Here is a 25,213-nt window from a genome sequence, read left to right on the forward strand (position 1 = left end):
GTTCGTGCTCTTCGTGCGGGATGCCCGCGGCGGCGGGCTCCGTGGCTCAGGACCGTACGAGCCGCCGCGGTCGGGCGCCGCTCCGGTCGCGCCGTTGCGGGCACGATCGCGCTCGAACGAGTGATGGCCGCGGCCGCTCAGGAGCCCGCCCGGCCGAAGGCGACCAGGTGGCCGTCCTTGGTGCCGACGAACACCTTGCCGCCGTCGGTCGCGGGCACCGAGAACCGGGTCACCGTGCCGAGCGGGAAGCTGCGCCGCATCTTCAGCGTGCCGCCGACCGGCACCGGGTCGTAGACGCGCAGCTCGCCGTTCTGCCCGCCCGGGCCGGTACCGGAGTAGATGATCCAGACCAGGGCCGAGCCGCTCGCCGTCCCGTCGGAGGTCACCACGGGCGAGCCGGAGGCGTAGCCGAAGCCCTCCGCACTGGTCCCCGCACTGGTCAGCTTCGGCCTGCCGGAGGCGTCGACCCCGTACTTCAGGGCCCGCAGCGCACCGTTGTTCTCGATCAGGTAGACGTAGCCGCCGTCGCCGCCCCAGACGCCCGGGTGGCCCCAGACGCCCTTGAACGGGCCGGTGGTGCCGACCACGGCGTCGGTGCCGTTCGGGCCCTGGCCCATCCCGCCGAGGTCGTCCCGGTCCAGCAGGAAGACCCGGCCGTCCTTGCCGACCTGCACCAGCAGGTGCGGGTGGGCGGCCGTCCCGAAGCCGGACGGGAGCGCCGCCGGGCCGCCCGAGCCCAGGTCCAGGTCGTCGTGGTCCAGCTGCCGGTTGTTGCTCGGGCTGAAGAAGTCCCGCGCGCCGAGACTGCCGTCCGCGTTCACGCCCAGCCGGACCACCGAGTCGGCGAAGTGCCCCAGCGGCTTGCTGCCCGGCCCCTTGGCGGGTGACGAACCGTCGCCCGCGCCGTTGCCGGTCGCGATGAAGATCCGCCCGGCGCCGTCCGAGACCAGGCCGCCGCCGCTCATCCAGACGCCGCCGTTCTGCGACCGCGAACCGGACTCCGTCGACCACAGGGTCGGCTTGCGGGTCGTGGTGTTCACCCCCGCGACATGGCCGACGTATGTGCCGATGCCGCAGTCCGAGGCGAAGCCGAAGTACACCGCGCCGTCGAGCAGCAGCAGACCCGAGCGCTGGGCGGAGGTACCCGCGTCGAGCGGGACGCCCGGGCTGTTCACCGGGTCGCCCTGGATCGTCACCGGCCAGCCCGCGCGCTCGGCGCCCGAGCCGGCGTCCAGCGCGTGCACCGCGAAGTGCGCGCCGCCCTCCGAGGACTTCGCCACCAGGTAGACGGTGGCCGTCGCCGGGTCGTACACCGGCGACGAGACGATCCCCGTCCCGGGCGACAGACAGGCCGAGGAGGACGCCACCGGGGTGCCGAGCGCACGCTGCCACAGCACCCGGCCGTCCGCCGCGGCCACCCCGTACACGTGGTTGGTCTGGGTCGCCACCACCACCGTGCCGCCGGCCACCAGCGGCTGCGCGTACACCGCGCCGTCGACGGCGGTCGACCAGCGCCGGCCGAAGTCCGAGGCCGAGACCCGGGCCGGCCCGAGACCCGGCTCGGCCGCGTCCCACGCCGTACGGAAGGAGTTGACCGACACCGTCGTACTGTCGGCCCACGCCGGGGCGGCCGGGCCGAGCACCCCCGACGCGGCCGGGGCGAGCAGGGCGAGGCCGGACAGCAGCGCGAGCGCGCCGCGCCCGGACACCCGGGACGGGGGAGGGTGGGACAGAGCCATGGATCGCCTCGGAGGTCGCAGGGACACGGGTACGGCACCGTGGCGCCATTGTGCGAACGCCCCCGCCGGACCGGCATCCGCGGATACCCCCGCCGGGTGGGCCGTTCACGCCCACGAGGGAACCGGCTGCGCCGCTCAGGCCCGCGCGGCGTCGCGCGGCACCGGCGGGCGGGCCCGGAAACTGCTGCGGTACGCCCGGGGCGACGTCCCGACCGCGCGGGTGAAGTGCGCGCGCAGCGTCACCGGCGAGCCGAACCCGGTTGCCGCGGCGACCTGTTCGACCGGCAGATCGGTGCTCTCCAGCAACTGCTGGGCCCGGTGGATCCGGGCCCGCAGCAGCCACTGCAGCGGCGTCGTGCCGAGCTGCGCGCGGAAGCGCCGGGTCAGGGTGCGCACACTGGTCGCGCCGTGCCGGGCGATCTCGTCCAGGGTCAGCGGCCGGTGCAGCTGCGCCTCCATCCAGGCGAGCGTGGGCTGCAGCGCCGTCCCGGTGTCGCCGGGGGCCTCGTGCCGGATGAACTGGGCCTGCCCGCCGTCGCGTTGGGGCGGCATCACGATCCGACGGGCGGTCCGGGCGGCCACCGTCGCGCCGTGGTCCCCGCGCACCAGGTGCAGGCACAGGTCGATGCCCGCCGCCACCCCGGCGGAGGTCGCCACCGAGCCGTTGTCGACGAAGAGGACGGCCGGATCGACCTCCACCGCGGGGTGGCGCAGGGCGAGTTCGTCCGCGTGCCGCCAGTGGGTGGTGGCCCGCATCCCGTCCAGCAGGCCGGCCGCGGCCAGCGCGAACGCGCCCACGCAGATCGAGGCGACCCGGGCACCCCGACCGGCCGCCGCCCGCAGCAGCTCCAGCACCTCCTCGGGCGGCGGCTCGCGGAACGACTCGTGCCCGGGGACGACGACGGTGTCCGCGTCGAGCAGCGCCTCCGGCCCCCACGGCGTCTCCAGCCGCATCGCGCCGAACGCCGGCGCCGCGCGCACCCCGCCGGGCGCGGTGCAGACCCGCACCTCGTACAGCGGCGCCCCGCGCTCGCCCGTACTGGAGCCGAACACCTGCCCCGGCACCGCCAGATCGAAAGCGACCACCCCGTCCAGCGCCAGCACCGCGACCACATGCATGGCCAGAACCTAGCGCACCGCGTCACCCCGGCCACTGTCGGGGCCGCAGGCATGATCGGAGGATCGACGCATGACCGATCACTACCGCGAGTTCACGATTCCCGACACCGAGCTGACCCGGCAGGCCCACGCCCTGGCCGAACGGCTGCTGGCCCCCGCCATCGCCCACCACAGCGTGCGCAGCTACCTCTTCGGACGGGAGCTGGGAGCGACCCGGGGCCTGCGGCCGGGCCACGACTACGACGACGAACTGCTGTTCCTCGCCTGCGTCCTGCACGATGCGAGCCTGTCCGACGCGGGCGGGCGCGGCGACCGCTTCGAGGTCGAGGGCGCCGACCTGGCGGCCGAATTCCTGCGCGAGCACGGCGTCGGCGAGGAGCGGGTGCAAACCGTCTGGGAGGCCATCGCCCTGCACACCGCCGTCGGCATCTCCCACCGGCTGCGCCCGGAGATCGCGCTCACCCACCTCGGGGCCGGCGCCGACGTCGTCGCCCGCGGCACCGCCGCCCTGCCCGCCGGCTACGCCGACCGGGTGCACGCCGCGTTCCCGCGCATCGAGCCGGACGGCGGACTGCCCGCCGCGATCGCCGACCACGCCCGCCGCGACCCGGCCGGGGCACCGCTGTTCAGCTTCGGCCACGAGATGCTCCGCCAGGCCGAACCGGGCCGCCCCGTCGCCGACTTCGCCCTCGCCGCCCGCAGCGCCTGGCCCGGCGTCGGCTGAGGCGGCGTCGCCTGACGTGGCACGGCCCCGCGCCGGGCGGGGCGCGGGGCCTGCCGGGTCGGGCCCGGGTCAGCGGAAGAGGGGGAGGTTCTCGGTGAGGAAGGCCTCCAGGGTGCGGGGGGCGCGGCCGGTGAGACGCTGGAAGGTGTCGTCCGGTATCTCCGTGCGGGCCACCGCGAGCTGCTGGATCTCCACCACGTGGGCGGCCAGCCAGTCCGGCAGGCCGGCCCGGTGGACCAGGTGGGCGCGCAGCTCGGCCGGGGCGAGGTCGAGGTAGCGGACCGGCCGACCGAGCAACCCGCCCAGCAGGTCGGTCAGTTCGGGGTAGCTGTAGGCGCGGGGGCCGGTCAGCGGGTACGTGCCGCCGGCGAGCTCCGGGCGGGTGAGCACCGCGGCCGCGAAGTCCCCGATGTCGCGGGCGTCCACGTAGTTGCAGCGGGCCCCGCCCATCGCGCCGTGCACCACCCCGGCCGCCGCGACACCGGGCGCGAGCAGCAGCAGCTTCTGCAGGAACGCGTACGGCCGCAGGACGGTGGCGGTCGGGCCCGATGCGCGCAGCCGCTCCTCGACCAGGTGGTGGCCGCGCGAGACGGCGACCGGGGAGTCCGGCTCGGCGGCGGGCGCGGAGACCTTGACGACGTGCCGCACGCCGCGGTCGACCGCGGCCTCCACGGCGTTGAGCTCGTACCGGACCTGCTGCGGGCCGTTGGCCATGGTGAGGAAGAGCTGCTGCGCGCCGGTGAAGGCCGCCCGCAGGGAGTGCGGGTCGGCGGCGTCGGCCCGGACGAGTTCGACCCGGGCGAGCGTGGGCGCGTCCAGGGCGGCGGCAAGGCGGGCGGGTTCGCGGCTGAGCGCGCGGACGGGCACGCCGAGGGCGGTGAGGCTGCGCAGGGTGGCGCCTCCGGTGGCGCCGGCGGCGCCCATGACGACGATCACGAGGACTGCCTTTCGGGTCGGGGTTCGGTGACGTGGTGGAGTGCGGCGGACGGGCGGTGGTGGTCCTGGGGTGCGCCGTGCGCGCGGGGCGGTCGGGGTGGGCGGCGGCTGCCGCGCCAGTGCCAGGTGGTGATGGTGGCCGCGATCGCCGAGGAGACCGGGAGGTCGATCGGCAGGCGGCCCGGCCACGGGCTGCCGGCGAGGGCCGGGAGGTGCGGCAGCCAGTGCGCGCCGGTGAGTCCGACGGCCAGGCCGAGCGCCGCGGCCGCCAGGCCCAGCGCGGCGGCCGCGACCGCGCGCGGGGTCCGGGCAGGGCGGGTGCGGAGCGGCCGGCGCCGCAGGCCGGCGCCGAGAGCGGCGGCGACCAGCGCGGAGGTGCCGCCGATGGTGGTGAGGGCCGCGGCCACCAGCTCCGGCTGGTGGGTGATCGCGCCGGCGGTACCGGCCATGACGGCGGGCATCGCGTACGCGACCAGGACCTCGCGCCACAGGGCGAAGGGCGGCGGAGCGCCCGGGGTCCTCCTGCTCATGAGCTGTCCTTTCGTGGAGTAACTGATTAGGTGCCTAACTATTGGGGCTGAAGGAAGGCGGGCCGCCGGGCGGCCCGCCTGGACGGGGAGGTCTCAGTCCGCGGTGAGCGCGTCGATGCCCGCGACCACCCGGGCCAGCAGGTCGAGGAAGGTGGTGCGCTCCTCGGGGGTGAGTCCGCCGACCATGGCCTGCATCCGGGCGTAGTGCTCGGGCGCCAGGTCGCGCAGCTTGTCCGCGCCGCGCGCGGTGAGGATCACCACGTTGCCGCGCCCGTCCTCGGTGGACGGCCGGCGGGCCACCAGGCCCTCCCGTTCCAGGCCGTCAACCAGGCCCGTCACGGTCGCCCGGGAGACGCCGAGGCTCGCCGCGAGCTGGGACGGCGACTTCTCGCCGCCGTGGTCCTCCAGGTCGGCCAACAGTCGGTAGCGGCCGGTGGAGAGACCGAAGCGGCCGAAGTGCACCTCGCCGGCCTGTCCGATCCGGGCGCCGGCCGTCATCAGCCGGGCCGCGACCAGGACCGCCTGCGGGTCGGCCGTGAGGCCGTAGCGGGCGATCTGGCGGCGGGCCTGGTCGAGGGTGGGGGCGCCGAGGCCGTCCTCGGGGTGCTGGGTCACGAGAACTAATATGGTGCCTAATCACTCGCCGGTCAAGTGGGCCGGAACCCGGTCACCGCACGCCGGTCAGGTGCGCGAAGACGACCGTGTTGCCCTGGTAGCCGGTGCGCGCGTCGAACGCGCCGCCACAGGTGATCAGCCGCAACTCGGCCTGGCCCGTCGCGCGGTAGACCGTGTCGGTCGGAAAGGCGTTCTTGGCGAACACCCGCACGCTGTCCACCGTGAACACCGCCGTACGCCGGTCCTCGCGGGTGATCTCGACGGTCAGACCCGGCCGCAGCAGCCCCAGGCGGTAGAAGACCGCCGGGCCCTTGGCGGTGTCCACATGGCCGACCGCGACCGCCGTCCCGTCGGCGCCCGGCGCCGGGGCGCCGCGGTACCAGCCGACCAGGTTCCGGTTGGTGACCGGAGGGCTGTCGAGCTGTCCATGCGCGTCCAGACCGACGCCGGAGACGGGCGCGTCGACCTTGAGCGAGGGGATGCGTATCCGGGTCGGCCGCGAGGCCGGCAGCGCCGCCACCGCCGCCCGGGACATGGAGGGGGACGGGGCCGGCTGCCCCGGATCCGAGGACCCCGGGGCGGCGGGCCCGGCCTCGCCCGGCTGCGGCGGATGAGAGGTCGTCATGCCGTCGTGGACCAGCCAGGCCCCGCCCAGCACGGCGGACGCCACCGCGCCGGCGACCAGCCGGCCGGCGCGGTGGCGACGGGCATGCCGTCCGTCAGTGCGCATCGCGGCGGCGGTTGCGGCGCAGCGCCCAGAAGCCGGCCCCGGCCGCACCGGCGATCAGCGCGGCACCGCCGACCACCTCCGGCACGCTCAGCTCCTCGACCGAGCCGCCGCCGCCCGCACCAACACCGCCGCGCGGCGTGGCGCTCGGGCCGTTACCGCCCCCCGGAGTCGTGGACGACGGGGACGGGGACGTGGGCGGGCGCTTGGTCGGGGTGGCCGAGGTCGAGGTGGACGCCGACGCGCTCGGCGAGCTGCTGGTGGACGGGCTCGCGCTGGGGCTGGCACAGGAGACCATGAAGACCTTGTGCTTCGCGCTGCCGTTCTCGCCCGCGAACGTCCAGTCCAGCTTGTAGTGGCCGTCCGGCAGTGAGTAGTCGGCGGTCCGGCCGTGTCCCGTGACCAGCGTGATGTTGCCCGCCAGTACCTGGGCGTTGCCGGTCGGCGGCTGCTGGGAGATGGTCCAGGACACCTGCTGGACGGTGTCGAAATTGAACCCGTCCAGGTAGAACGAACAGACCTTCGGGTCGTTGCGCTCGTCGTCCTCGGGCGTGGTCGAGTCGTGGATCTTGACGTCGCCGTTGTCACCCGGAGCGGCGTGAGCCGTGGTGGGCAGCAGGAAGAGCGGAGCGGCGGCGAGCGCGGCGGCGCCGGCGAAAGTACGGATGGTCATCAACAGGCTCCAGGAGCAGCCGGGGCGGCTGAGAACGTGGACAAGGACGCGACGAGCCTCGGCCAGGCTGACGGCGTGTCGGACACCGACGCGCGGGCGAATGTGATTTTTCACCGGTTCGGCCCGCGTGAGATCAGCCGGCGCGCGCCCCGGATCCGGCCAGGGGGTTTGACCACCCCGGGAACTGCCGAGAAAGACGACCAGGTGCCAACACGACCGCAGGGAGGACACCGTGCGCTATGCGGGTCTCATAGTCCTGATCGCCCTGGTCGCCGCCGCCGCGATCGGCTGGCGGCTGCTCCGCTACCCCGGGCAGTGGCGGCACGCCTTCGGCGGCGAGTACGACGAGCACCGGCGCGACCTCGACAGCGCGCGCGACCGGCTGACCTCGCTGCAACGCGACGCCAAGCGTGAGCACCGGACCGCGGCCTCCGGCGTCGACGCGGCCGCCACCGCCTACCGCCGCCGCGTCCGCGACGCCGAGGCCCGGCTCGCCGCCCTCCGCGACCCCGGCCGCGGGAACCCCCGCGGAGAGCTCGGCGCGCTCCGCCTCCACCAGTACACGCTCCAGGTCACCACCGGCGGCCGGACCGGCGAGTACCCGCTCGACGAGCTCTCGATCCGGCCCGACCCGGCCGGCGCCGAGACCCACGTCCACCTGATCCTGCCGAAAGGCCGTCAGCAGATGCTGCCCTTCCCCCGAGAGGAGTACCCGGAGGCCGCCGTCCGGGCCTTCGTCGCCGACGTCCACGACGCGGTCGCCGCCGCCAAACGCGCCAAGGCCGAACGCGAGGCCCTGATACCGGAAGCCGAGGCCGACCTCGCCGAGGCCGTCGCCGACACTGCCGGACAGCAGCACGCCAAACGGCAACTGGCGGACGTCGAGGCGCGCCACGAGGCCGACCCGCGGATCCCCGAGGCCCGCCGCGAACTCGACGCCGCCCGCGACCGCTGGCACCACCTCACCGGCCGCCGCCCCCGCTGACCCGGCGGACGTCCGGGGCCGGTCAGGGGCGGTGCAGGACGGAGAGCGAGCTGCCGCGGCCGATCTCGGCGAGGGCGTGGGCGGTGTACGGGACGGTGTCCGCCGGGAGGCCGTCCAGGGGCCACCACCGGAGACGATCGCACTTGTGGGGCTCGCGGTTGGAGATCCGGCCGCCGTAGCGGGCGGTGCGGAAGAACAGCTGCAGACGGCTGTGGCCGTCGTCCGGGTCGAAGTGGTGGAGCGTGTGGGCGAGGGTCAGGTCCGACTCGGCGACGGAGATGCCGAGTTCCTCCTCGGCCTCGCGGGTCATGCTGCGGGTGACCGCCTCGCCGGCTTCCATGTGGCCGGCCGGCAGGTGCCACAGGCCGTCCGCGTAGTCGGTGTTGCGGCGCAGCCCGAGCAGGACCCGGTCCTCCTCCAGCAGGACGAGGTGGACGCCGATGACCAGGGTGGGCGGGTTCGCCAAGGAGACCTCCGGGGGAGCGGACGGGGCGGCGGGGCGTGCAATGCGACTGCACAGCAGCCGAATTGGCGCTTCGGCGACCGATGATGGTGCTGTTCGAATTCGGCGCTCAAGTGGGTTTTCCGGACGGCCCGGGTCGGACGGGAGCCTTCAGCACGGCGGCGGCGGGGTCAGAGCTCGAGGCGGTACCAGGTGCGGTGGTCGTCGAACTGCAGCCAGGCCCGACCGTCGCGGCAGATCTTGCGGCGGGCCCAGCCGGTCGGCCGCGTTCCGTCCGGGAGGCGGAGCGGGGCCGATGCCACCGCCTCGAGCGGGCCGTTCCGGCCCCGGGTGAGCGTGACGGTGTAGTGGCCCGGGGCCTTCCCCGGCCCGGTGTCGGAGGTGAGGAAGGCGGCGCTGTCGCCGTCGACCAGGACGGCGGACGCGGACCGGACCGGCGACCGCCGGGTCCAGCGGATGCCGGCTGCGTCGACCTCCACGAGGGGGAAACCGGTGTACGGGTAGGCCCAGGTCAGGTCCGCCCCGACGTTGAGGGCGTAGCAGTCGGTCCAGCTGCCCGGGCCGATCCGGTCGAGCGTCGCGTACCAGGCGGGAGAGCCGTCGCCGGTCCAGCGGACCAGACCGGGCAGCGGCATGGTCATCCGTGGCACGGGCCGTGGCGTGCTCGCGGGGCCGGGAACGCGGAGCCGGTCCGCGGGCAGTTGCGCGCAGAGGACGGCCTCGTCGCCGTAGCCGGTCCAGATGTTGCCGTGGCGGTCCGTGAGCAGGTGCTGGACGTCGTCGCCCGCGTGGAAGGTGGTCAGCGGCGTGCCGTCGTCGCTCACCACGAGCGCGTTGTGCGGGATCTCGCGCTCGAGGTCCTCGAAGGTGGCGGCCGGCGGTCCGGAGGGCAGGCGGCAGCGTGCGGAGACGAGGACGAAGCCGCTGCCCAGCGAGTCGATCCTGGGGAAGTGCAGGTCGAGGCCCGGCAGGCGCACCTCCTGGGTGCCGCTGCCGTCCGCCACCACGATCAGCGCGTCGTAGGGCGGACGCTGCGCCGGGGGCACCCGGCGGTTGCACATCGCATCCGGCGGGACCAGCAGGGTGACGACGCGTCCGTGGGCGTCGACGGTCGACGCCGCGACCTGCTGCCCGTCGTAGCGGTCGGGCAGGGAGGCGTAGGGCGCCAGGCGGTGGGGAGTCGTGGTCACGGCTGTGTCTCCTGGGGGTTGTCCTGCTGCAGGGTTCGGGTGCTGCGGAGGTGTTCGGCGGCCTTCGCCGGGTGGGCCCGGAGGTGGTGTGCGAGGAGCAGGAGGGCGTGGTCGCGTTCGGGGTGGGGCGTGGAGGCCAGGCGTTGCTCGGCCAGGGCGAGGACGTGACCGGCCTGCCCGGCCTCGCCGATGCGCAGGGCGTACATCCACGTCGGGTCGAGCAGGGACGGGGCGGTCTCGACGCGGGCCATGACCTGCGCTGTCGGGTGCAGGCCCAGGACCTGGGCGGGTCCGAGGGCGAGGTGGAAGTCGGGCCGGTGGGGGTCGGCGAGGTGGTCCAGGACGAGCGCCGGCCAGCGGGGTTCGCGGAGCAGGGCCTCGAAGCGTGCGGTCAGGTGCCGGACGTCGGCGGGCGTCCAGGGCAGGTCCTGGGGTGGATGGCGGAAGAAGACGGTGACGGTGATCAGGTCGCGCAGCAGGCCGAGGCTGGGCGTCCGCACGTGGACCAGGTCGGCGTAGCGGCGCAGCACCGGGACGGCGTCCGGGTAGTCGGCCAGGCCGGGTGCGGGGCCGCCGTGGCTCGCGGCGAGCGCGGCGAGGATGCCGCCCGCGCCGTCCATGAGGGCGGCATCGATCTCCGGACCGCTCAAGGCGCGATGCAGATCGCCGGTGGTCGCGGCGATGTGGGCGAGGTACTCGTCCATGACCGTGTTGCGGAAGCCCTCGCGGAGCAGCCAGGCCTTGACGGCAGGGTCGGTGGTGTCGCGCAACGTCCGGACGGCCTGGATGCGTCCCCAGCCGGCGACGCGCTGCGCCAGGGCGTGGACGGCCCGGTCGCCGTCCGGTTGGGAACGGTGGAGTGCGACGGCCGCGTACAGGGTGAGCTCGTCCAAGGTGCCCAGCAGGAGCAGCAGTTCGCGGTCTCGGGTGTCGCCGCCGAGGCCCAGCAGCACCAGGCCGATCTTCACCACGGCCCGCTGGGTGCCGTGTTCCACCAACTCCCGGCCCACCCGGCGAAGGCCGCCGGAGGGCAACCGGAGGCGACGGACCTCGGCGCCGAGCCCGTCCGCGACGTCGATCGGCGAGCAGGCGGCGACCCGGTCGTGGAAGTCCCGGTGCCTGCCGACGCGGGCGGACTCCGGAGATCGGAGCAAGTCTTCGAGAAGGCGGGCGAGTTCGACTCCCGTAGGAGCGTCGGCGTCCTGGTCGCACCGGACCAGCGCATCCTCACCGCCACCGACGAAGACGGGACGGTGACCGCCCGGGCCGACATCCGGAAGCGGATCGCCGAACCCCGGCCACGGACCGGGTCCGTGGCGGTCGCGGAGGGCCAGCGCGTGGTCGAGAACAGTGGGCCGGTCACCCGGCGAGCCGGTCACCGGCCGGAGGGCTGACAGCCCTTTCGTGTCGTCATGACGTGGATCGTGCCCAAGCCGGCGCACCGTCGCAACCGAGTTACCCGCGCGGCGCGTGGCCCAGTACCCACGCATGGGGAACCCGGTGTCGGTGCCGGAGAGTTCCCGCGTCGGCCCGCAGTGGTGTAGACCAGTGTCGGTGGGGTGGCAGAATGACGGGCCGAGTGCCGGTCACCAGGAGGACTTCATGCGGCAGCGGCTCAACCTGATCCTGCTCGGTGTGCGCGACGTCGCCGCCTCCGTCGCGTTCTACCAGGCGCTGGGCTGGCGGCGGTCCAAGGCGGGTTCGGACGGGTTCGCGCTGTTCGAACTGGGCGGGGTCGCGGTCGCGTTCCAGTCCCGGGAGGCATTCGCGGCCGACGCGGGCCTGCCCGACCGGGGGCCGGGCGGGTTCGCCGGGTTCGCCCTGGCGTACGTGGCCCGCAGCGCCGAGGAGGTGTACGAGGTCATGGCCAGGGCCGCCGAGCTGGGCGCCACCGTCACCCGCCCGGCAGGACCGAACGCCTGGGGGCACAGCGGGTACTTCACCGACGCGGACGGCCACCTGTTCGAGGTGGTCCACGAGGACGGCTGGATCTTCGACGAGCACGACGACCTGGTGCTCTGAGCCCTCGGATCAGGAACCGGAGGCCACCGCGGGCCCGGACGGCCAGCTGTGGCCGGCGTCGTGCAGGCCGCTCAGCGCCGCGTGGTCGTTGGCCACCAGCACCTGGGCCAGCCGGGCCGCGGCGGCGACCACGGCCGGCCAGTGCGGCGAATCCAGGTACGCCACGTCGGGGGCGTCCGCGCCGACCTCCTCCTGGACGATGGTGTACGCGGTGCCGAGCCGGGCCATCAGCTCGACCTCCTGCTCGGTGCGCAGGCACTGCCCCAGCCACGGCAGCGGAGCGCTCGCGTCGCAGAAGTCGTCGAAGAGCACGTGCACGATGTGGTCGAGGTCCTCGAACTCCGCCGGATCGAGCCACACCTCCCGCTGCCACGCCGGACTGGCCAGCGCCACCACGGCGGGCACCACGTGCAGGCGGTAGCGGGGCAGGGCGACACCGTGATCGATCACCCGCCCGAGCCTACCCAACCCGCCCGGTGGCTCAGGTGCTGCGGTTCAGGACGCGGGCCGCGCCGCCGGCCACGGCGGTGGCGAGGACCCAGCCGGCGACGGTCAGGGAGAGGGCGACGGCCTTCGCGGCGTGGGCCGGATCCCACGCCGTTCGCTGGCCGAGGCCGAGGAACGGGACGACCAGGTCCAGCACGTACAGGAGGGGATCCCAGGTCGGCCCGCCGGCGGGGTTGACCGGGCGGGGCGGGCCGGTCAGGCCGAAGTAGGCCGTCCCGGCGGCGACCAGGAGGGCGAGCCACAGCAGCGCCCGCGCCGGGCGGTAGCCGAAGCCGACGACCGCCTCCAGCAGGAGCCCCCAGATCCGGCCGGCCGGCCCGAACGACCGGTGGCGCAGACGTTCCTGACGGATCAGGACGGTGCGGGCCGCCTGCTCCTGCCCGGCCTGCCGGTAGGCGGCGGCGACCCGGGCGTGGACGGCGGGGGAGGGGGCGGCCACGTGGCGGGTCAGCCAGTCGAGCCGGGTGCGCGGCGGGCAGTCCGCCACGGGTTCGAGGGCGGTGAACGTCGTCCCGGCGAGGTCCAGGGTGCAGCGCCCGGGCCAGCTCCCGGGGGTGGCCACGAGGGTGCCGATCTCGGCCGCGGCCAGGGAGACCGTGCCGCGGGAGGACGGGTCGAGGTCCAGGAGGAGCCGTTGGGCGCGCAGGTCCTCCAGGTCGGCCGCGCCGTCCGCGCCGGTGGCGGGGGAGAGGCGGGCGCCGGTCAGGTCGAGGGTGCCGCCGATCCGGCTGCGGGAGAGCCGGAGCTCGCCCGCTGCCCGCAGGCCCCGGGCCCGCAGGCCGCCGTCGACGGTCATCTGCTTGCCCATCAGCGCGAAGCCGCCCGACCCGCGCAGGGTGGTTCCGCTGAGGTCCAGGCCGCCGGAGATCCGGGCGTCGTGCAGCCACAGTTCGTCCGCGACGGTGCCGTTGCGCAGGCCGAGCCACAGGCCGACCCGCAGGCCCTCGCCGTCGAGGCCCGGCAGGTGCGAGCCGTCCAGGTTCCACCAGGTGACCTCGGCGTAGTCGAGCACGACGCGCTCGGCGAAGCCGCAGGCCATCAGCTTCACGGGCACGGCGACGGTCGCACCGGTGAGGTCCAGGCGGCCGGTGACCCGGGCGCCGAGGAGGTCCAGCCGGCAGGAGCGACCCGGTTCGGGCTGCGGCCCGTGGAGCAGCAGCAGGGCGAGCGCGTCGGCCCGGACCGTCCGATCGGCCGGCCAGTCGGCCGTCCGTGACGGGTCGTCGAGCCGCGCGTCGCCCGCTCGCAGATCGAGCCGTTCGCCGCGGCGGTACGCCCGCCACAGGCGCTTCTCGGTGTCGCTCCAGGAACTCGGCGGCCGCTCCGTCGTCAAGACCCCTCCCTCGGTCGTCCAGCGGCTCGATCATCACCGGGCCCGGTCCGCCCGATCAAGGTGTTTGCGTGGTGAGACCCCGGTGCCCCGCGCGGGCGAGGTGATCTACGCTCGCGGGCATGTCTCAGCCGATACGACTTCAGATCCTGATCACCACTCAGCCGGGCCGCGGCCAGGAGCAGGTCGACGCGTTCGAGCGGCTCGCGCCGATCGTGCGCGCCGAGGACGGGTGCCTGCAGTACGACCTGCACCGGGTGGTGGGCGACCCGGACCGGTTCGTGCTCGCGGAGCTCTGGGCGTCGCGGGAGGCGCTGGCCGCGCACGACGTCACGCCGCACATGGTGGCGGCGGACGCGGCCGCCCCGGCGTTCCGCGCGGGCCCGGCGCAGGTGCTGGAGCTCGAGGCCGCGCCGGTGGCCTGACGCCGTCCCGGCCGGCCTGTCGGGTGGCGTGGCGTTCCGGTCGGCGTGTCGGCTTGCCGTGTTCGACCGGTTTGCGGCGTTTCGTCCGGCCGATGGCCGGGCGGGCGGTCTAGGGTCGCCGCGTGGGAGAGCCAGAGCAGCACGCAGAAGGCGCGGGACCGTTCACCACCCGGCTCACCTGGCACCCGCCCGGCGGCGGCACCGCCGTCTGGGAGTCACGGCTCGCCCGGCGGCGGGGCGTCATGGCCGTCCACCGGCCCGGCGCGCCCGCCGGGCGGCACGCGAGCGCGGACGAGGTGGCGATCGCGCGGCTGCGCAGGCTGAACGCCATCGCCGCCACCGCCTTCGTCATCGGCGGCGCCCTGTTCGCGGCCGGCGCCGCCGTCGCCCAGTTCGGCTCCGGCGACGCCACCACGGCCGCCACGATCTACTTCGTCGGCGGGCTGTTCTTCAACACCGGCGGCTACGTCTCACTGCTCCAGGTCGTCAACGCGCCCCGTCACGAGCCCGGCGGCGAGGGGCGGCTGCACACCCCGCGGTGGCGCTGGTGGAGCTACGAGCCGACCCGGATCGACTGGCTGAGCGCGTTCGTCCTGTTCACCGGCACGCTGGTGTTCGGCATCAACCTGCTGGACTCCTTCCTGCAGGGGCTGAGCGTCCAGCAGGTCAACCGGCTGATCTGGACCCCCGACGTGATCGGCTGCGTGCTGTTCCTGATCTCCGGGCACCTGGGCTTCGTCGAGGTCTGCCACGGCCGGTTCCGCGTCCTGCCGCGCAGCCTCGGCTGGTGGATCGTCGCCGTCAACCAGCTCGGCTCGGTCCTCTTCATGGTCTCGGCCGTCGCCGCCTACACCCGGCCCGCGACCGACAGCCTGGTCAGCGCCGACGTCGCCAACTGGGGCACCCTCGCCGGCGCCCTGTGCTTCTCCGTCGGGGGTGTGCTCCAGCACTTCGAACGGCCCTGAGGGTGCGGGTCATGCGGGGTCGTCCGCGACGAGTTCCACCTCGAAGCCGTCCGGGTTCTCCAGGTAGGCGGCGTAGGTGTCCGGGCCGCCGGCGTGCGGGTGACGGTCGGGGAAGAGCAGGGTCCAGCCGTGCCGGGGCGCCTCGGCGACCAGGGCGTCGAGCGCGGGGCGGTCCCGGACGTGCAGGGCGAGGTGGTTGAGGCCCGGGCGGCAGCGGTCGTGGCGGGTCGCGGTGAGGGCGGGGGACTGCTCGACGACCAGGTAGGTGGTGCCGAGGCGCCAGCTGCGGCCCGCGTCCCAGTGCTGGAACGGGGTCCAGCCGAGGGTCTCCAGGAGCCAGCCGAAGCCGGCGGCGGCCCGGTCGAGGTCGGGGACCCAGAGCTCGACGTGGTGCGGCGAGCCGTGGACCGGGCGGGCCGGGGACGCCGCCGCGGGGCGGGTGCGGAGGTCGGCGACCATGGTGACGGACGCCTCGCCGGTGACGGCCGCTTCGCCCTCGGGGTCCGCGTGCAGCCGGAAGCCGTGGCGCTCGTAGAGCCGCCGGGCCGGGTTGTCGCGTTCCACGCTCAGCGAGACCCGTTCGACGCCGGACTCCGCGGCCAGGCGCAGGAGCCGGCCGAGCAGGACGCCGCCGAGGCCCTTGCCGCGTTCCGGCGCGGCGACGGCGATGCTCAGCTCCGGGACGTCGGGGGCGACGAAGCCGTAGCCGGGTTCGTCCGCGGTGAAGCGGCGCAGCCAGGCGGCGCCGACCGGGAACGGCTCGGTGCCCTCGCGTCCCCAGGTGGTCTCGGCGACCAGGCCGAGGTCGCCGCGGCGCGGCCAGCCGGTGACGTAGCGGGCGTTGCGCGGGTCGGCGAGCACGTCCTCGCGGGAGGCGTCGCGGCCGGGTTCCCAGTTGACTGCTTCCACGACCATGTCGCCGAGCACCTCGGCGTCGGCGGCGAGCGCGAAGCGGGTGTCGACGTCGGAGGGGCCGCCGTCCGGCCAGGTTTCGTCCTCCAGCCGCTCGGGGGCGAGTTGGCGCAGTGCCGGCCCGTGGAACATCCACACCCGGAAGTACTCCTCCTCCTGGTCCTTCAGGAAGAGCTGCACGAACTCCGGGCGCCGCCAGGGCAGGTGCTCGACGTACGCGAGCAGGCCGGGCAGGTCGGCGTGGTTGAGCGCACCGGCGTACACGTCGCACTCGGGGTACTTGCTGCCGCCCCAGCGGGTGTCGCGGTCGGTGGTCTCGCCGAGCGCGCCGACGTACCCGGTGGCGCCCGGCCCGAAGCCGCGCTTGGGGGCGTCGGACTGCAGCCAGCGGCTGAGCGCTTCGGCGGTGCGACGGTCCGAGGAGTCGACGGACAGCATGAGGTTGGCGACGTGGCTCACCCGGCGATTCAACACGAGCGCACCGGGCGCTGCTACCGGTTTGTCCCCCTGGCGGACCGCCGGCCTGGCTGGGCGGCTGGTTTTTGCTGTCAAGGTGTCAGCAATTTGCGGAATGTGTCGCATGTATTGCTGTCATGGATCCGGATCGTTACGCTCCCGCTGGTCGGACCGCGTCACTGACGTGCCCTCAGGTCCGCTGTGCCCCTGAACGGTCGAGCGCACGGAGGGATTTCGGTATGGGTGTGACACGGCGGGTGTTCCTGCAGGCGGCCACGGCGGCGGGAGTGGCCGGGGTGGTGGGCCTCGGCGAGGCGGCCACGGCCACGTCCGCGGCGGCGGCGAGCGCGCCGGGCGACGTGGTGGGCAAGGTGACGGTCGGGTACCAGGGCTGGTTCGCCTGCCCCGGCGACGGCGCGCCGATCAACGGCTGGTGGCACTGGGCGCGCAACTGGGGCCAGTCCCCGTCGCCGTCCAACAGCTCGATCGTCGCCTGGCCGGACGTGCGCGAGTACCCGGCGACCTACCGCACCGCCTTCCCCGCGCTCGGCAACGGGCAGCCGGCCGCGCTGTTCTCCTCCTACGACCAGGCCACCGTCGACCTGCACTTCCGCTGGATGAAGCAGTACGGCATCGACGCCGCCGCCCTGCAGCGCTTCAACCCGACCGGCGGCGAGGGCCCGACCCGCGACGCGATGGCCGGCAAGGTGCGCAGCGCCGCCGAGTCGCAGGGCGTCAAGTTCTACGTCATGTACGACGTCTCCGACTGGCTCACCATGCAGTCGGACATCAAGACCGACTGGACCACGAAGATGCGGGCGCACTCCGCCTCGCCCGCCTACGCCCGGCAGAACGGCAAGCCGGTGGTGTGCATCTGGGGCTTCGGCTTCAACGACAACCAGCGCCCGTTCACCCCGGCGGCCTGCCTGGACGTGGTCAACTGGTTCAAGGCGCAGGGCTGTTACGTGATCGGCGGGGTGCCCACCTGGTGGCGCACCGGCGACCGGGACTCCCGGCCCGGCTTCGCCGACGTCTACCACGCCTTCGACATGCTCTCGCCCTGGATGGTCGGCCGGATCGGCAACGCCGGGGACGCCGACAACTTCTACAACGTCGCCACCGTGCCCGACCTTGCCGAGTGCACCGCGCGCGGCATCGACTACCAGCCGTGCGTGCTGCCCGGCGGCGTCGGCGACCGGCAGCGCGCCCACGGCGACTTCATGTGGCGGCAGTTCTGGAACATGGCGCGGGCCGGCGTGCCCAGTGTGTACATCTCGATGTTCGACGAGTACAACGAGGGCAACCAGATCGCCAAGACCGCCGAGTCCCAGGCCTGGATCCCCGCCGGATCCGGCCTGCTCGGCCTCGACGAGGACGGCACCGCGTGCTCGTCCGACTACTACCTGCGCCTGACCGGCGACGGCGGCCGGATGCTCAAGGGTCAGGCCCCGGTCACCTCCGCCCGCCCCACCGTGCCGATGCCCGGCGGCACCACCCCGCCGCCCGTCCCGGTCAACCTCGCGCTGCGCCGGCCGACCTCGGAGAGCAGCCACACCCAGGTCTACGGGTCCGGCAACGCGGTCGACGGCGACCCCAACAGCTACTGGGAGAGCGTCAACAACGCCTTCCCGCAGTGGCTGCAGACCGACCTCGGCTCGGCGTACGCGGTGCGCCGGATCGTGCTCTCGGTGCCGCCGCCGGCCGCGTGGGGCGCCCGCACCCAGACCGTGGAGGTCCAGGGCAGCACCGACGGCACCGCCTTCACCCGGCTGCTCGCGCCCGCCGGGTACCGCTTCGACCCGGCGAGCGGCAACAGCGCGACGATCGCGCTGCCCGCGGCGCCGAGCGTCCGGTACCTGCGCCTGGTGTTCACCGCGAACACCGGCTGGCCGGCCGGGCAGGTCGCGGACCTCCAGGTGTGGGAGAACTGACGGTCGCCCGGTCGGTGACCGCTCAGTACCAGGCGGAGCAGAGGTTGTCCGTCGGACAGAACATCACGTAGGTCGCGTTGTACCCGACCCGGACGGTCAGGCTGGTCGGGTCGGGCCCGTAGTTGACGTACGACCCGGGGTCCGGCGTCGCCGTGAAGGTGACCACCGTGCCGACCGGGAAGGACGCCTCGCAGGGCCCGGTCGGGGCCGACTGCCAGGTGTCGGAGCCGTCGTACGGGTCCCACGCGGTCTGGTGGCAGTTGATGCCCGCGGGGCTGCTGACCACGGTGCCGCCGCCCCAGCCGTCGCTGGTCCAGGCCGACACGACACTGCTCGTGGTCGCGGCCTGCGCGCTGACGGGGGCGGCGGTGCCGATCGCGGTGGCCGTCGCGAGGGCGGCCGCCGCGACCACGGTCGCCCGCCAGACGTGACGGAGCGTGGGCGAGGACCGGGCGGATGCTGTGTTCATGGGGATCGCCTCCTGGTGCCGGGATGCCCCACAGTCACCAGTCTCCGCGCCCGAGGCGGCGGGCAACACCCCTTCCGACGGGCAACTTTGTGTCACCCGGGGCCCACCGAGACGTACCGGCCGCCCCGCGTTGACGCGGCGGCGGTGCGGGCCCACGGTGGAAGGGTCGGGGCGGCCCCGGGCCACGAAAGAGGGAGACGGTCATGGCACTGCAGCCATTCCCCGGAGCGGGGTTCTTCCACAACGGGCAGACGAGTCCGATCATCACCGCGATGGGCCGGCGGCTGGTCGAGGAGGGATGCAGCCGCTACCAGGTCGGACCTGGACCGGAGTGGAGCGACGCGGACCGCAACTCGTACTCCGCCTGGCAGCAGAAGCTCGGCTTCCAGGGCCAGGATGCGGACGGCATCCCGGGGCAGACCTCCTGGGACCGGTTGAGGGTTCCGGCGAGCGGGCCGGTTCCGAACGGGGTCGGATCCCCGGTGCCCGGGCACGGCGTCACCACGAGTTACGGCATCCCGGGCTCGTGGAAGGCCGGCCACCACACCGGCGCCGACTACGCCGCCGACGAGGGCACCACCTGCGTCGCGGTGCTGGACGGCGTGGTCAGCGAGACGGGCTTCGACGCGGACGGGTACGGCAACTACCTGGTGCTGCGCTCCAACGGCTCGGACTTCTGGTACTGCCACCTGTCCTCCCGCGGCGTCGGCACCGGTGCCGGCGTCGGCGCGGGCCAGGCCCTCGCCCTGGTCGGCCACACCGGGAACACCACCGGCCCGCACCTCCACTTCGAGAAGCGGCCGGCGGGCGGCGGCTACGGCAGCGACGTCCCACCGGTCTGGTAGCCGGTACGGCTCCGGCCCCCGCCGGTCGGCGGGGGCCGGTCGGCAGGGGGAGATTCGGCCGGGTGACTGGTTGTCATGCTCTGAATGGACATCAAGTTACTTTCGGGTAATGCTCTGATCGGCCCCGCAAGGGGCGATCACCCGTCATGTCCCGAAGGAACCACCCGTGCGCTTCTCCCGGCCCCGCCGTGCGTCGAGGTCCGTCCTCGCCGCCGCCGCCGTCGCCTCCCTGCTCACCCTCGCCACCCCCCTGCCCGCCCACGCGGCGGACAGCGGCACGGCCCACCTCGACGCCGTCGAACGCGCACTGCGCGAGGTGTCACCGGGACTGGAAGGCACCGTCTGGGAACGCACCGACGGAAACGCGCTCGACCCGGCCGGCTGGCTGCTGCAGACACCCGGCTGCTGGGGCGACGCCGCCTGCACCGACCGCCCCGGAACCCGCGCCCTGCTCGACTGGATGCGCACCACCGTCGCGGCCGCCACCCGCACCGTGGACGTCTCCACCCTCGCGCCCTTCCCCAACGGCGGGTTCGAGGACGCCCTGATCGACGGCCTCAAGGCCGCCGTCGCCGCCGGGCACCGCCCGCAGGTCCGGATCCTGGTCGGCGCCGCGCCGCTCTACAACGCCAACGTCCTGCCCTCCCGCTACCGCGACGAACTGCTCTCCCGGCTCGGCACCGCCGCCGGCTCGGTCGGCCTCACCGTCGCCTCGATGACCACCTCCCGCACCGCCTTCTCCTGGAACCACTCCAAGCTGCTCGTCGTCGACGGACAGCACGTGATCGCCGGCGGCATCAACGGGTGGAAGGACGACTACCTCGACACCGCCCACCCCGTCAGCGACGTCGACCTCGCCCTCAGCGGACCGGCCGCCGGCTCCGCCGCCCACTACCTGGACACCCTCTGGGAGTGGACCTGCGGCCACACCGGCATCCTCGACAACGCCTGGTTCGCCGCGAGCGACGGCGCCGGCTGCCGGCCCGCCCTCGAACGCGACCTCAACCCCGCCGCACCCCCCGTCGGCGGCATCCCGGTGATCGCCGTCGGCGGACTCGGCGTCGGCATCAAGGCCAAGGACCCGCGCTCCCCGTACCGCGCGGCGCCCGCCACCGGCGCCACCACCGCCAAGTGCGGACCGGTCGCCCTGCACGACAACACCAACGCCGACCGCGACTACGAGACGGTCAACCCCGAGGAGAACGCCCTCCGTGCCCTGGTCGCCTCCGCCACCGGCCACATCGAGATCTCCCAGCAGGACATGAACGGCACCTGCCCGCCGCTGCCCCGCCACGACACCCGGCTGTACGGGCTGCTCGCCGCCAAGCTCGCCGCCGGCGTCAAGGTGCGGATCGTGGTCAGCGACCCCGCCAACCGCGGCGCCGTCGGCAGCGGCGGCTACTCGCAGATCAAGTCGCTCGCCGAGATCAGCGACCTGCTCAAGGCCGAACTGCTCGCCGCCACCGGCGACCCCGCCAAGGCGCGCGCCGCGCTGTGCGGCAACCTCCAGATCGCCACCTTCCGCGCCGCGCCGGCCGCCACCTGGGCCGACGGGCACCCGTACGCGCTGCACCACAAGCTCGTCGCGGTCGACGGCTCCGCGTTCTACATCGGCTCCAAGAACCTGTACCCGGCGTGGCTGCAGGACTTCGGGTACGTCGTCGAGGACCGCGCGGCCGCGGCGCAGCTGGACGGCGAGCTGCTCGCACCCGAGTGGCGCTGGTCGCAGCCCACCGCGACCGTCGACTGGGCGACGGGCGTCTGCAACGCCTGAGTCGGCCGCTCGACGCCGTCCGCCTTTCGCCCCTTGACCTGGAGCGCGCTCCAGGTGCCAGATTGGTCCGCATGACCGGAGCGACACGCACACTCGGCAACAGCGGTATCGAGGTCAGCCCGATCGGCGTGGGCTGCTGGGCCATCGGCGGCCCACTGCACGCCGGAGGCGAGCAGTTCGGGTGGGGGGCGGTGGACGACACCGAGTCGACCGCCGCCCTGCACCGCGCCTTCGACCTCGGCGCGACCTTCTTCGACACCGCGAGCAACTACGGCGCGGGCCACAGCGAGACCGTCCTCGGCCGGGCCTTCGCCGGCCGCCGCGACCAGGTGGTGATCGCCACCAAGTGGGGCAACACCTTCGACGAAGCCACCGGCGAGGCCACCGGCCAGGACGCCACCCCCGGCTACCTGCGCACCGCGATCGACGACAGCCTCCGCCGCCTCGGCACCGACTACGTCGACCTCTACCAGTTCCACATCTCCGACGCCCCGCTGTCCGCCGCCCTCGACCTGGTCGACACCCTCGAAGGCCTGGTCGCCGCGGGCAAGATCCGCGCCTACGCCTGGTCCACCGACAACCCCGCGAGCGCCGAGGGCTTCGCCGCGAAGGCCCCGCACTGCGCCGCCGTCCAGCACGACTTCTCCGTGCTCAACCCGGCGGCCGGGATGGTCGCCGTGGTCGAGTCCCTCGGCCTCGCCTCCATCGCCCGCGGCCCCCTCGCGATGGGCCTGCTCTCCGGCAAGTACCACGACGGCCGCCGGGTGGCCGCCGACGACGTCCGCTCCCAGGGCCACCAGTGGATCCCCTACTTCGGCAAGGACGGCACCGGCAGCGCCGAGCACCTCTCCCGGATCGACGCCGTCCGCGAGGTCCTGACCTCCGGCGGCCGCACCCTCGCCCAGGGAGCCCTCGCCTGGCTCCTCGCCCGCACGGACGCCGTCGTCCCGATCCCCGGCTGCCGCACCGTCGCCCAGGTCGAGGAGAACCTCGCCGTCCGGTCCCCGCTCACCCCGAGCGAGTTCGCCGAGGTGGAATCCCTGCTCCGGGGCTGACGCCGCTACGGCGCCTCCTCGGGCGGGGTCCCGGCCGGGGTCCCGGCCGAAGCCTCGGTCAGGGGGTCGGCCGGGGTCTCGGTCAGGGCCGCGCGGAGGCGGGCCGCCAGCACGGCGACCGCCTCGCGCAGCTCCGGGCCGCCCTCCACCCGGTACCCGAACGGGACCGACGCCAGCCACTCCTGCGCGTACATCGCCGGATTGCGGGTGCTGCCGACGAGCAGGCAGCGCCCGCCCTCTGCTGCCGTGAGCCGGCCCATCGACGGCCCGACCCACGGCGCGACCCGCTCCAGCGGCGCGTCGAAGACCACCCGGGTCGGGAAGGCCCACCCCGAGCCCAGGTTCTCCTCCAGCACCGCCACCGGATCGAGGTCCTCCGGCATCCGGAACCCGGCCGAGGTCTCCTCGACGGCCAGCACCCGGTCGATCCGGTAGGTGCGCACCGCGTCCGAGCGGTGCGAGTGGCAGAGCAGGTACCAGCGGGCCCGCCGGACCACCACCGCCCACGGATCCACCTCCGCCCGCCACTCGTTGCCCGCCTCGCTGCGGTACGTCACCACCACCCGGCGGCGGGACGCGATCGCATCCACCAGCGCACTGGTGACGGCCGGATCGGCGTGCGCCGGGTACGGATCGGGTGCCGCCGCGGCGTGCTCGCGCAGCGCCGCCGCCTGCCGCCCGACCTCCTCCGGCAGCACCTGGACCACCTTGCCCAGCGCCGCGCCGACCGGATCGTCCGGACCGGTGGCACCGGGCCGCGCGTCCAGCACCGCCATCACCAGGCCGAGCGCCTCGCTCTGGGTGAAGCTCACCGGCGCCAGCCGCGTCCCGCGCCGCAGCCGGTACCCGCCGTGCGGGCCGCGCTCCGACTCCACCGGGATCCCCGCCTCCCGGAGGATCGCGACGTACCGCCGGGCCGCCCGGTCGGTCACCCCGAGCCGCTCGGCCAACTGCTCCGCCGTCGTGCCCGGGCGGGTCCGCAGGATCTCCAGCGTGCGCAGCGCGCGGGCGGTGGGGCTGGTTCCGGTCTCCACAGTGGCAAGCGTAGGCGGACGGCCCGGCAATCAGGAAGCCGATCGTCCTGAATCGCTCCTAGCATGGAAGAACACCAAGTCACGTGGAACGGAGTAGCGCTGTGGACATCCTGCTGATCGGCGGACTGTGGCTGGACGGCTCGACCGCCTGGGACGCGGTGGTATCGGCCCTGCGGGAGCTCGGACACCGACCGCGACCGCTCACCCTCCCCGGGCAGGGCGACGGGAACGCGTCCGCCACCCTGGAGGACCAGGTGGCGGCCGTGGTCGCCGCGGTCGACGCCTCGGCCGGCAAGCCCCTGCTGGTCGTCCACTCGGCGGCCTGCAGCCTTGGCTGGATGGCGGCCGACGCCCGCCCCGAGGGGATCGCCGACCTCGTCATGATCGGCGGCTTCCCGTACGGCGACGGCCACCCGTACGCCGACCTCTTCGAGGTGCGCGACGGCGCGATGGCCTTCCCCGGATGGGAGCCGTTCGCGGGCCCGGACAGCGCCGACCTCGACGAGGAGCTGCGCGAGCGCCTCGCGGCCGACGCCGTCCCCGTTCCCGAGAAGGTCGCCCGGGGCACCGTCCGGCTGAACGACCCCGCCCGCCACCGGGTGCCGGTGACCGTGATCTGCCCGGAGTTCACCGCCGAGCAGGCCCGCACCTGGGTCGCCGCGGGCGACGTCCCGGAGCTGGCCCCCGCCGAGCAGGTCGAGTTCGTCGACATCGACTCCGGCCACTGGCCGATGTTCAGCAGGCCGACCGAACTCGCGAAGCTGCTCGGCGAGGTGGCGTCCCGGGCCTGACGGTCCGACGGACTGTCGCCCCGACGGCCTGTCTCCCCGACGGTTCAGGCCCAGGGGTCGAACGGGATGCCGGCGGGCTTCGAGGCGTTCAGCAGGTTGCGGAAGCGGTCGTCCTTGTCGGTGGTCTTGATGGTGGCCGAGCCGAAGTCGGCGTTGTTCAGCCGGTCGCGCAGCCAGGTGCTCGGCCAGCCGTTCCAGTCCACGATCGGGGGCTGGCGCCAGGTGTGGTAGTGGTTCTCCGGCGGCTCGTCGTTGGCGTTGGCCAGCCGGAACAGGTGGGTCAGGGCCGGCAGCCCGTCCTTGTGGTAGACCACCTTGGGGTGGGTGCCGTCGAAGCGCACCGAGGAGCGCGGGTAGGTCGACTGGCCGCTGTGCTGGGTCACCGTCAGGTACTCGACCCGGTTCGACGCCTGGTTCACCCAGGAGACGACGTGCTCCCAGTCGTGCCGGTGGCCGCAGCACCCGGCGACCGTCTGGTCCTTCTCGAAGTAGCTGGCGTACACGATTGCGCACCAGCCGTTGTTGCACTTCGAGCGGGCATAGGTCTGCGACCGGTCCAGGTCCGACTGGTCGTGGCAACTCCCGTTGATCGCACCGCTGGTGTTCAGCCCCGGGTTGAGCGTGCCGTCCGGCGCGATCGCCGACACCGCGTAGCAGCCGTCCGTGTCGTAGTCGTACGCCGGCGAGAACGAGGCCTCGTAACCACCCGCGTTCTGCGGCAGGTTGGGCAGCGACTCGGCCTCGGCGGACGCCCCGGGCACGGCGAGCAGCAGGACGGCCGCGCCGATCACCGTACCGATCCGGCGGCGGGTGGAACGGCTGCGGGCGGCGCGGGGTCGCCGGTCGGGGGAAGTGCGGTGCTGCGGGAAGGAGTTCGTCATCTGCGCTCCTCGGTCTACACCACTTGTCGTGGACACTGTCGAAGGAGCATAGGGCGAACGGCCCGCCCGGGGGATGAAATCCACCGGACGGGCCGCGGAACAGGCGCGGGCAGGA

At 74.1% G+C, this 25,213-nt stretch carries 25 protein-coding genes and 3 pseudogenes; 11 read left to right on the forward strand and 17 right to left on the reverse strand.

What is annotated here, in order from left to right; genetic code table 11:
• Window positions 1–137 precede the first annotated feature (137 nt).
• Both ACGFX4_RS07090 and ACGFX4_RS07095 read right to left on the reverse strand, forming a co-directional pair.
• On the reverse strand, window positions 138–1,739 hold the full coding sequence (locus ACGFX4_RS07090; protein ID WP_393070956.1) for a PQQ-binding-like beta-propeller repeat protein: 1,602 nt from the start codon (window positions 1,737–1,739) through the stop codon (window positions 138–140).
• Between the two features lie 135 nt (window positions 1,740–1,874).
• Window positions 1,875–2,858 carry a GlxA family transcriptional regulator gene (locus ACGFX4_RS07095; protein WP_393070957.1) on the reverse strand — a complete coding sequence of 328 codons (984 nt, stop codon included), beginning with the start codon at window positions 2,856–2,858 and terminating at the stop codon, window positions 1,875–1,877.
• Between the two features lie 70 nt (window positions 2,859–2,928).
• On the opposite strand from ACGFX4_RS07095, the gene ACGFX4_RS07100 reads away from it, so the two are divergent.
• On the forward strand, window positions 2,929–3,582 hold the full coding sequence (locus ACGFX4_RS07100; protein WP_393070958.1) for an HD domain-containing protein: 654 nt from the start codon (window positions 2,929–2,931) through the stop codon (window positions 3,580–3,582).
• A gap of 69 nt (window positions 3,583–3,651) precedes the next feature.
• Here the strand turns inward: ACGFX4_RS07100 and ACGFX4_RS07105 are convergent, their stop codons facing one another.
• The 5 genes from ACGFX4_RS07105 to ACGFX4_RS07125 form a co-directional block, all read right to left on the reverse strand.
• Window positions 3,652–4,518 (reverse strand): NmrA family NAD(P)-binding protein, encoded by an 867-nt coding sequence (locus ACGFX4_RS07105; RefSeq protein WP_393070959.1) that lies wholly within the window; start codon window positions 4,516–4,518, stop codon window positions 3,652–3,654.
• Window positions 4,515–5,048: a hypothetical protein gene (locus tag ACGFX4_RS07110; RefSeq protein ID WP_393070960.1), complete on the reverse strand. Its 534-nt coding sequence runs from the start codon at window positions 5,046–5,048 to the stop codon at window positions 4,515–4,517. Before ACGFX4_RS07110 ends, ACGFX4_RS07105 begins: the two co-directional genes overlap by 4 nt.
• Before the next feature lie 93 nt (window positions 5,049–5,141).
• Window positions 5,142–5,663: a MarR family winged helix-turn-helix transcriptional regulator gene (locus ACGFX4_RS07115; RefSeq protein ID WP_393070961.1), complete on the reverse strand. Its 522-nt coding sequence runs from the start codon at window positions 5,661–5,663 to the stop codon at window positions 5,142–5,144.
• A gap of 52 nt (window positions 5,664–5,715) precedes the next feature.
• Complete coding sequence (locus ACGFX4_RS07120; protein WP_393070962.1) at window positions 5,716–6,393, reverse strand: class F sortase; 678 nt, start codon at window positions 6,391–6,393, stop codon at window positions 5,716–5,718.
• Entirely contained in the window at window positions 6,383–7,063 is a 681-nt protein-coding gene (locus ACGFX4_RS07125; protein ID WP_393070964.1) for a hypothetical protein, read from the reverse strand. Before ACGFX4_RS07125 ends, ACGFX4_RS07120 begins: the two co-directional genes overlap by 11 nt.
• A 232-nt stretch (window positions 7,064–7,295) precedes the next feature.
• Here ACGFX4_RS07125 and ACGFX4_RS07130 point away from each other — a divergent pair, with 232 nt between their 5' ends.
• Window positions 7,296–8,048 carry a hypothetical protein gene (locus ACGFX4_RS07130; RefSeq protein ID WP_393070965.1) on the forward strand — a complete coding sequence of 251 codons (753 nt, stop codon included), beginning with the start codon at window positions 7,296–7,298 and terminating at the stop codon, window positions 8,046–8,048.
• A 22-nt stretch (window positions 8,049–8,070) separates the two neighbouring features.
• On the opposite strand, the gene ACGFX4_RS07135 is transcribed toward ACGFX4_RS07130, so the two are convergent.
• From ACGFX4_RS07135 to ACGFX4_RS07145, 3 genes are all read right to left on the reverse strand, one after another.
• Entirely contained in the window at window positions 8,071–8,514 is a 444-nt protein-coding gene (locus tag ACGFX4_RS07135) for an NUDIX domain-containing protein (protein ID WP_393070966.1), read from the reverse strand.
• A gap of 167 nt (window positions 8,515–8,681) precedes the next feature.
• Window positions 8,682–9,701 carry a hypothetical protein gene (locus ACGFX4_RS07140; protein WP_393070967.1) on the reverse strand — a complete coding sequence of 340 codons (1,020 nt, stop codon included), beginning with the start codon at window positions 9,699–9,701 and terminating at the stop codon, window positions 8,682–8,684.
• A complete protein-coding gene (locus ACGFX4_RS07145; RefSeq protein ID WP_393070968.1) occupies window positions 9,698–10,855 on the reverse strand; it encodes a hypothetical protein in 1,158 nt (385 codons plus the stop codon). The genes ACGFX4_RS07140 and ACGFX4_RS07145 overlap by 4 nt, the downstream gene beginning before the upstream one ends.
• Before the next feature lie 448 nt (window positions 10,856–11,303).
• On the opposite strand from ACGFX4_RS07145, the gene ACGFX4_RS07150 reads away from it, so the two are divergent.
• On the forward strand, window positions 11,304–11,723 hold the full coding sequence (locus ACGFX4_RS07150) for a VOC family protein (RefSeq protein ID WP_393070969.1): 420 nt from the start codon (window positions 11,304–11,306) through the stop codon (window positions 11,721–11,723).
• A gap of 9 nt (window positions 11,724–11,732) precedes the next feature.
• Here ACGFX4_RS07150 and ACGFX4_RS07155 read toward each other — a convergent pair whose 3' ends face one another.
• Window positions 11,733–12,173, reverse strand: a complete 441-nt coding sequence (locus ACGFX4_RS07155; RefSeq protein ID WP_393070970.1) for a hypothetical protein — start codon at window positions 12,171–12,173, stop codon at window positions 11,733–11,735.
• 31 nt (window positions 12,174–12,204) lie between these two features.
• Complete coding sequence (locus tag ACGFX4_RS07160) at window positions 12,205–13,563, reverse strand: hypothetical protein (protein WP_393070971.1); 1,359 nt, start codon at window positions 13,561–13,563, stop codon at window positions 12,205–12,207.
• 119 nt (window positions 13,564–13,682) lie between these two features.
• Here ACGFX4_RS07160 and ACGFX4_RS07165 point away from each other — a divergent pair, with 119 nt between their 5' ends.
• Entirely contained in the window at window positions 13,683–13,985 is a 303-nt protein-coding gene (locus ACGFX4_RS07165) for a putative quinol monooxygenase (protein ID WP_393070972.1), read from the forward strand.
• 122 nt (window positions 13,986–14,107) lie between these two features.
• Complete coding sequence (locus tag ACGFX4_RS07170) at window positions 14,108–14,950, forward strand: hypothetical protein (protein ID WP_393070973.1); 843 nt, start codon at window positions 14,108–14,110, stop codon at window positions 14,948–14,950.
• A gap of 9 nt (window positions 14,951–14,959) precedes the next feature.
• On the opposite strand, the gene ACGFX4_RS07175 is transcribed toward ACGFX4_RS07170, so the two are convergent.
• On the reverse strand, window positions 14,960–15,409 hold the full coding sequence (locus ACGFX4_RS07175; RefSeq protein WP_393071074.1) for a VOC family protein: 450 nt from the start codon (window positions 15,407–15,409) through the stop codon (window positions 14,960–14,962).
• A gap of 42 nt (window positions 15,410–15,451) precedes the next feature.
• Window positions 15,452–16,444 (reverse strand): annotated as a pseudogene (locus ACGFX4_RS07180) (GNAT family N-acetyltransferase); the annotation flags it as partial.
• 113 nt (window positions 16,445–16,557) lie between these two features.
• On the opposite strand from ACGFX4_RS07180, the gene ACGFX4_RS07185 reads away from it, so the two are divergent.
• Window positions 16,558–18,249, forward strand: coding sequence for a discoidin domain-containing protein (locus ACGFX4_RS07185; protein ID WP_393070974.1), 1,692 nt, complete (start codon window positions 16,558–16,560; stop codon window positions 18,247–18,249).
• A gap of 22 nt (window positions 18,250–18,271) precedes the next feature.
• Here the strand turns inward: ACGFX4_RS07185 and ACGFX4_RS07190 are convergent, their stop codons facing one another.
• A complete protein-coding gene (locus tag ACGFX4_RS07190; RefSeq protein WP_393070975.1) occupies window positions 18,272–18,718 on the reverse strand; it encodes a hypothetical protein in 447 nt (148 codons plus the stop codon).
• Between the two features lie 212 nt (window positions 18,719–18,930).
• Between ACGFX4_RS07190 and ACGFX4_RS07195 the strand changes: the two are divergent.
• The 4 genes and pseudogenes from ACGFX4_RS07195 to ACGFX4_RS07210 all read left to right on the forward strand — a co-directional run.
• A pseudogene (locus ACGFX4_RS07195) lies at window positions 18,931–19,164 on the forward strand (peptidoglycan-binding protein); the annotation flags it as partial.
• A 105-nt stretch (window positions 19,165–19,269) separates the two neighbouring features.
• A pseudogene (locus ACGFX4_RS07200) lies at window positions 19,270–19,563 on the forward strand (M23 family metallopeptidase); the annotation flags it as partial.
• Between the two features lie 166 nt (window positions 19,564–19,729).
• A complete protein-coding gene (locus ACGFX4_RS07205; protein WP_393070976.1) occupies window positions 19,730–21,337 on the forward strand; it encodes a phospholipase in 1,608 nt (535 codons plus the stop codon).
• Window positions 21,338–21,408: 71 nt separating this feature from the next.
• Window positions 21,409–22,392 carry an aldo/keto reductase gene (locus tag ACGFX4_RS07210; protein ID WP_393070977.1) on the forward strand — a complete coding sequence of 328 codons (984 nt, stop codon included), beginning with the start codon at window positions 21,409–21,411 and terminating at the stop codon, window positions 22,390–22,392.
• A gap of 5 nt (window positions 22,393–22,397) precedes the next feature.
• Here ACGFX4_RS07210 and ACGFX4_RS07215 read toward each other — a convergent pair whose 3' ends face one another.
• On the reverse strand, window positions 22,398–23,426 hold the full coding sequence (locus tag ACGFX4_RS07215) for a helix-turn-helix transcriptional regulator (protein WP_393070978.1): 1,029 nt from the start codon (window positions 23,424–23,426) through the stop codon (window positions 22,398–22,400).
• Window positions 23,427–23,527: 101 nt separating this feature from the next.
• Here ACGFX4_RS07215 and ACGFX4_RS07220 point away from each other — a divergent pair, with 101 nt between their 5' ends.
• Window positions 23,528–24,217 (forward strand): alpha/beta fold hydrolase, encoded by a 690-nt coding sequence (locus ACGFX4_RS07220; RefSeq protein ID WP_393070979.1) that lies wholly within the window; start codon window positions 23,528–23,530, stop codon window positions 24,215–24,217.
• Window positions 24,218–24,261: 44 nt separating this feature from the next.
• On the opposite strand, the gene ACGFX4_RS07225 is transcribed toward ACGFX4_RS07220, so the two are convergent.
• Entirely contained in the window at window positions 24,262–25,098 is an 837-nt protein-coding gene (locus tag ACGFX4_RS07225) for an NPP1 family protein (RefSeq protein WP_393070980.1), read from the reverse strand.
• Between the last annotated feature and the right edge of the window lie 115 nt (window positions 25,099–25,213).

The sequence above is a fragment of the Kitasatospora sp. NPDC048365 genome, from assembly GCF_043200835.1.
GTDB classification, from domain to species: Bacteria; Actinomycetota; Actinomycetes; order Streptomycetales; family Streptomycetaceae; genus Kitasatospora; species Kitasatospora terrestris.

Coding starts and splice junctions, on each gene's coding strand:
- ACGFX4_RS07090 (WP_393070956.1), bottom strand. CDS start 1,739: ATGGCTCTGTCCCACCCTCCCCCGTCCCGGGTGTCCGGGCGCGGCGCG.
- ACGFX4_RS07095 (WP_393070957.1), bottom strand. CDS start 2,858: ATGCATGTGGTCGCGGTGCTGGCGCTGGACGGGGTGGTCGCTTTCGAT.
- ACGFX4_RS07100 (WP_393070958.1), top strand. CDS start 2,929: ATGACCGATCACTACCGCGAGTTCACGATTCCCGACACCGAGCTGACC.
- ACGFX4_RS07110 (WP_393070960.1), bottom strand. CDS start 5,048: ATGAGCAGGAGGACCCCGGGCGCTCCGCCGCCCTTCGCCCTGTGGCGC.
- ACGFX4_RS07120 (WP_393070962.1), bottom strand. CDS start 6,393: ATGCGCACTGACGGACGGCATGCCCGTCGCCACCGCGCCGGCCGGCTG.
- ACGFX4_RS07125 (WP_393070964.1), bottom strand. CDS start 7,063: ATGACCATCCGTACTTTCGCCGGCGCCGCCGCGCTCGCCGCCGCTCCG.
- ACGFX4_RS07150 (WP_393070969.1), top strand. CDS start 11,304: ATGCGGCAGCGGCTCAACCTGATCCTGCTCGGTGTGCGCGACGTCGCC.
- ACGFX4_RS07165 (WP_393070972.1), top strand. CDS start 13,683: ATGTCTCAGCCGATACGACTTCAGATCCTGATCACCACTCAGCCGGGC.
- ACGFX4_RS07175 (WP_393071074.1), bottom strand. CDS start 15,409: ATGGTCGCCGACCTCCGCACCCGCCCCGCGGCGGCGTCCCCGGCCCGC.
- ACGFX4_RS07185 (WP_393070974.1), top strand. CDS start 16,558: ATGGGTGTGACACGGCGGGTGTTCCTGCAGGCGGCCACGGCGGCGGGA.
- ACGFX4_RS07190 (WP_393070975.1), bottom strand. CDS start 18,718: ATGAACACAGCATCCGCCCGGTCCTCGCCCACGCTCCGTCACGTCTGG.
- ACGFX4_RS07210 (WP_393070977.1), top strand. CDS start 21,409: ATGACCGGAGCGACACGCACACTCGGCAACAGCGGTATCGAGGTCAGC.
- ACGFX4_RS07225 (WP_393070980.1), bottom strand. CDS start 25,098: ATGACGAACTCCTTCCCGCAGCACCGCACTTCCCCCGACCGGCGACCC.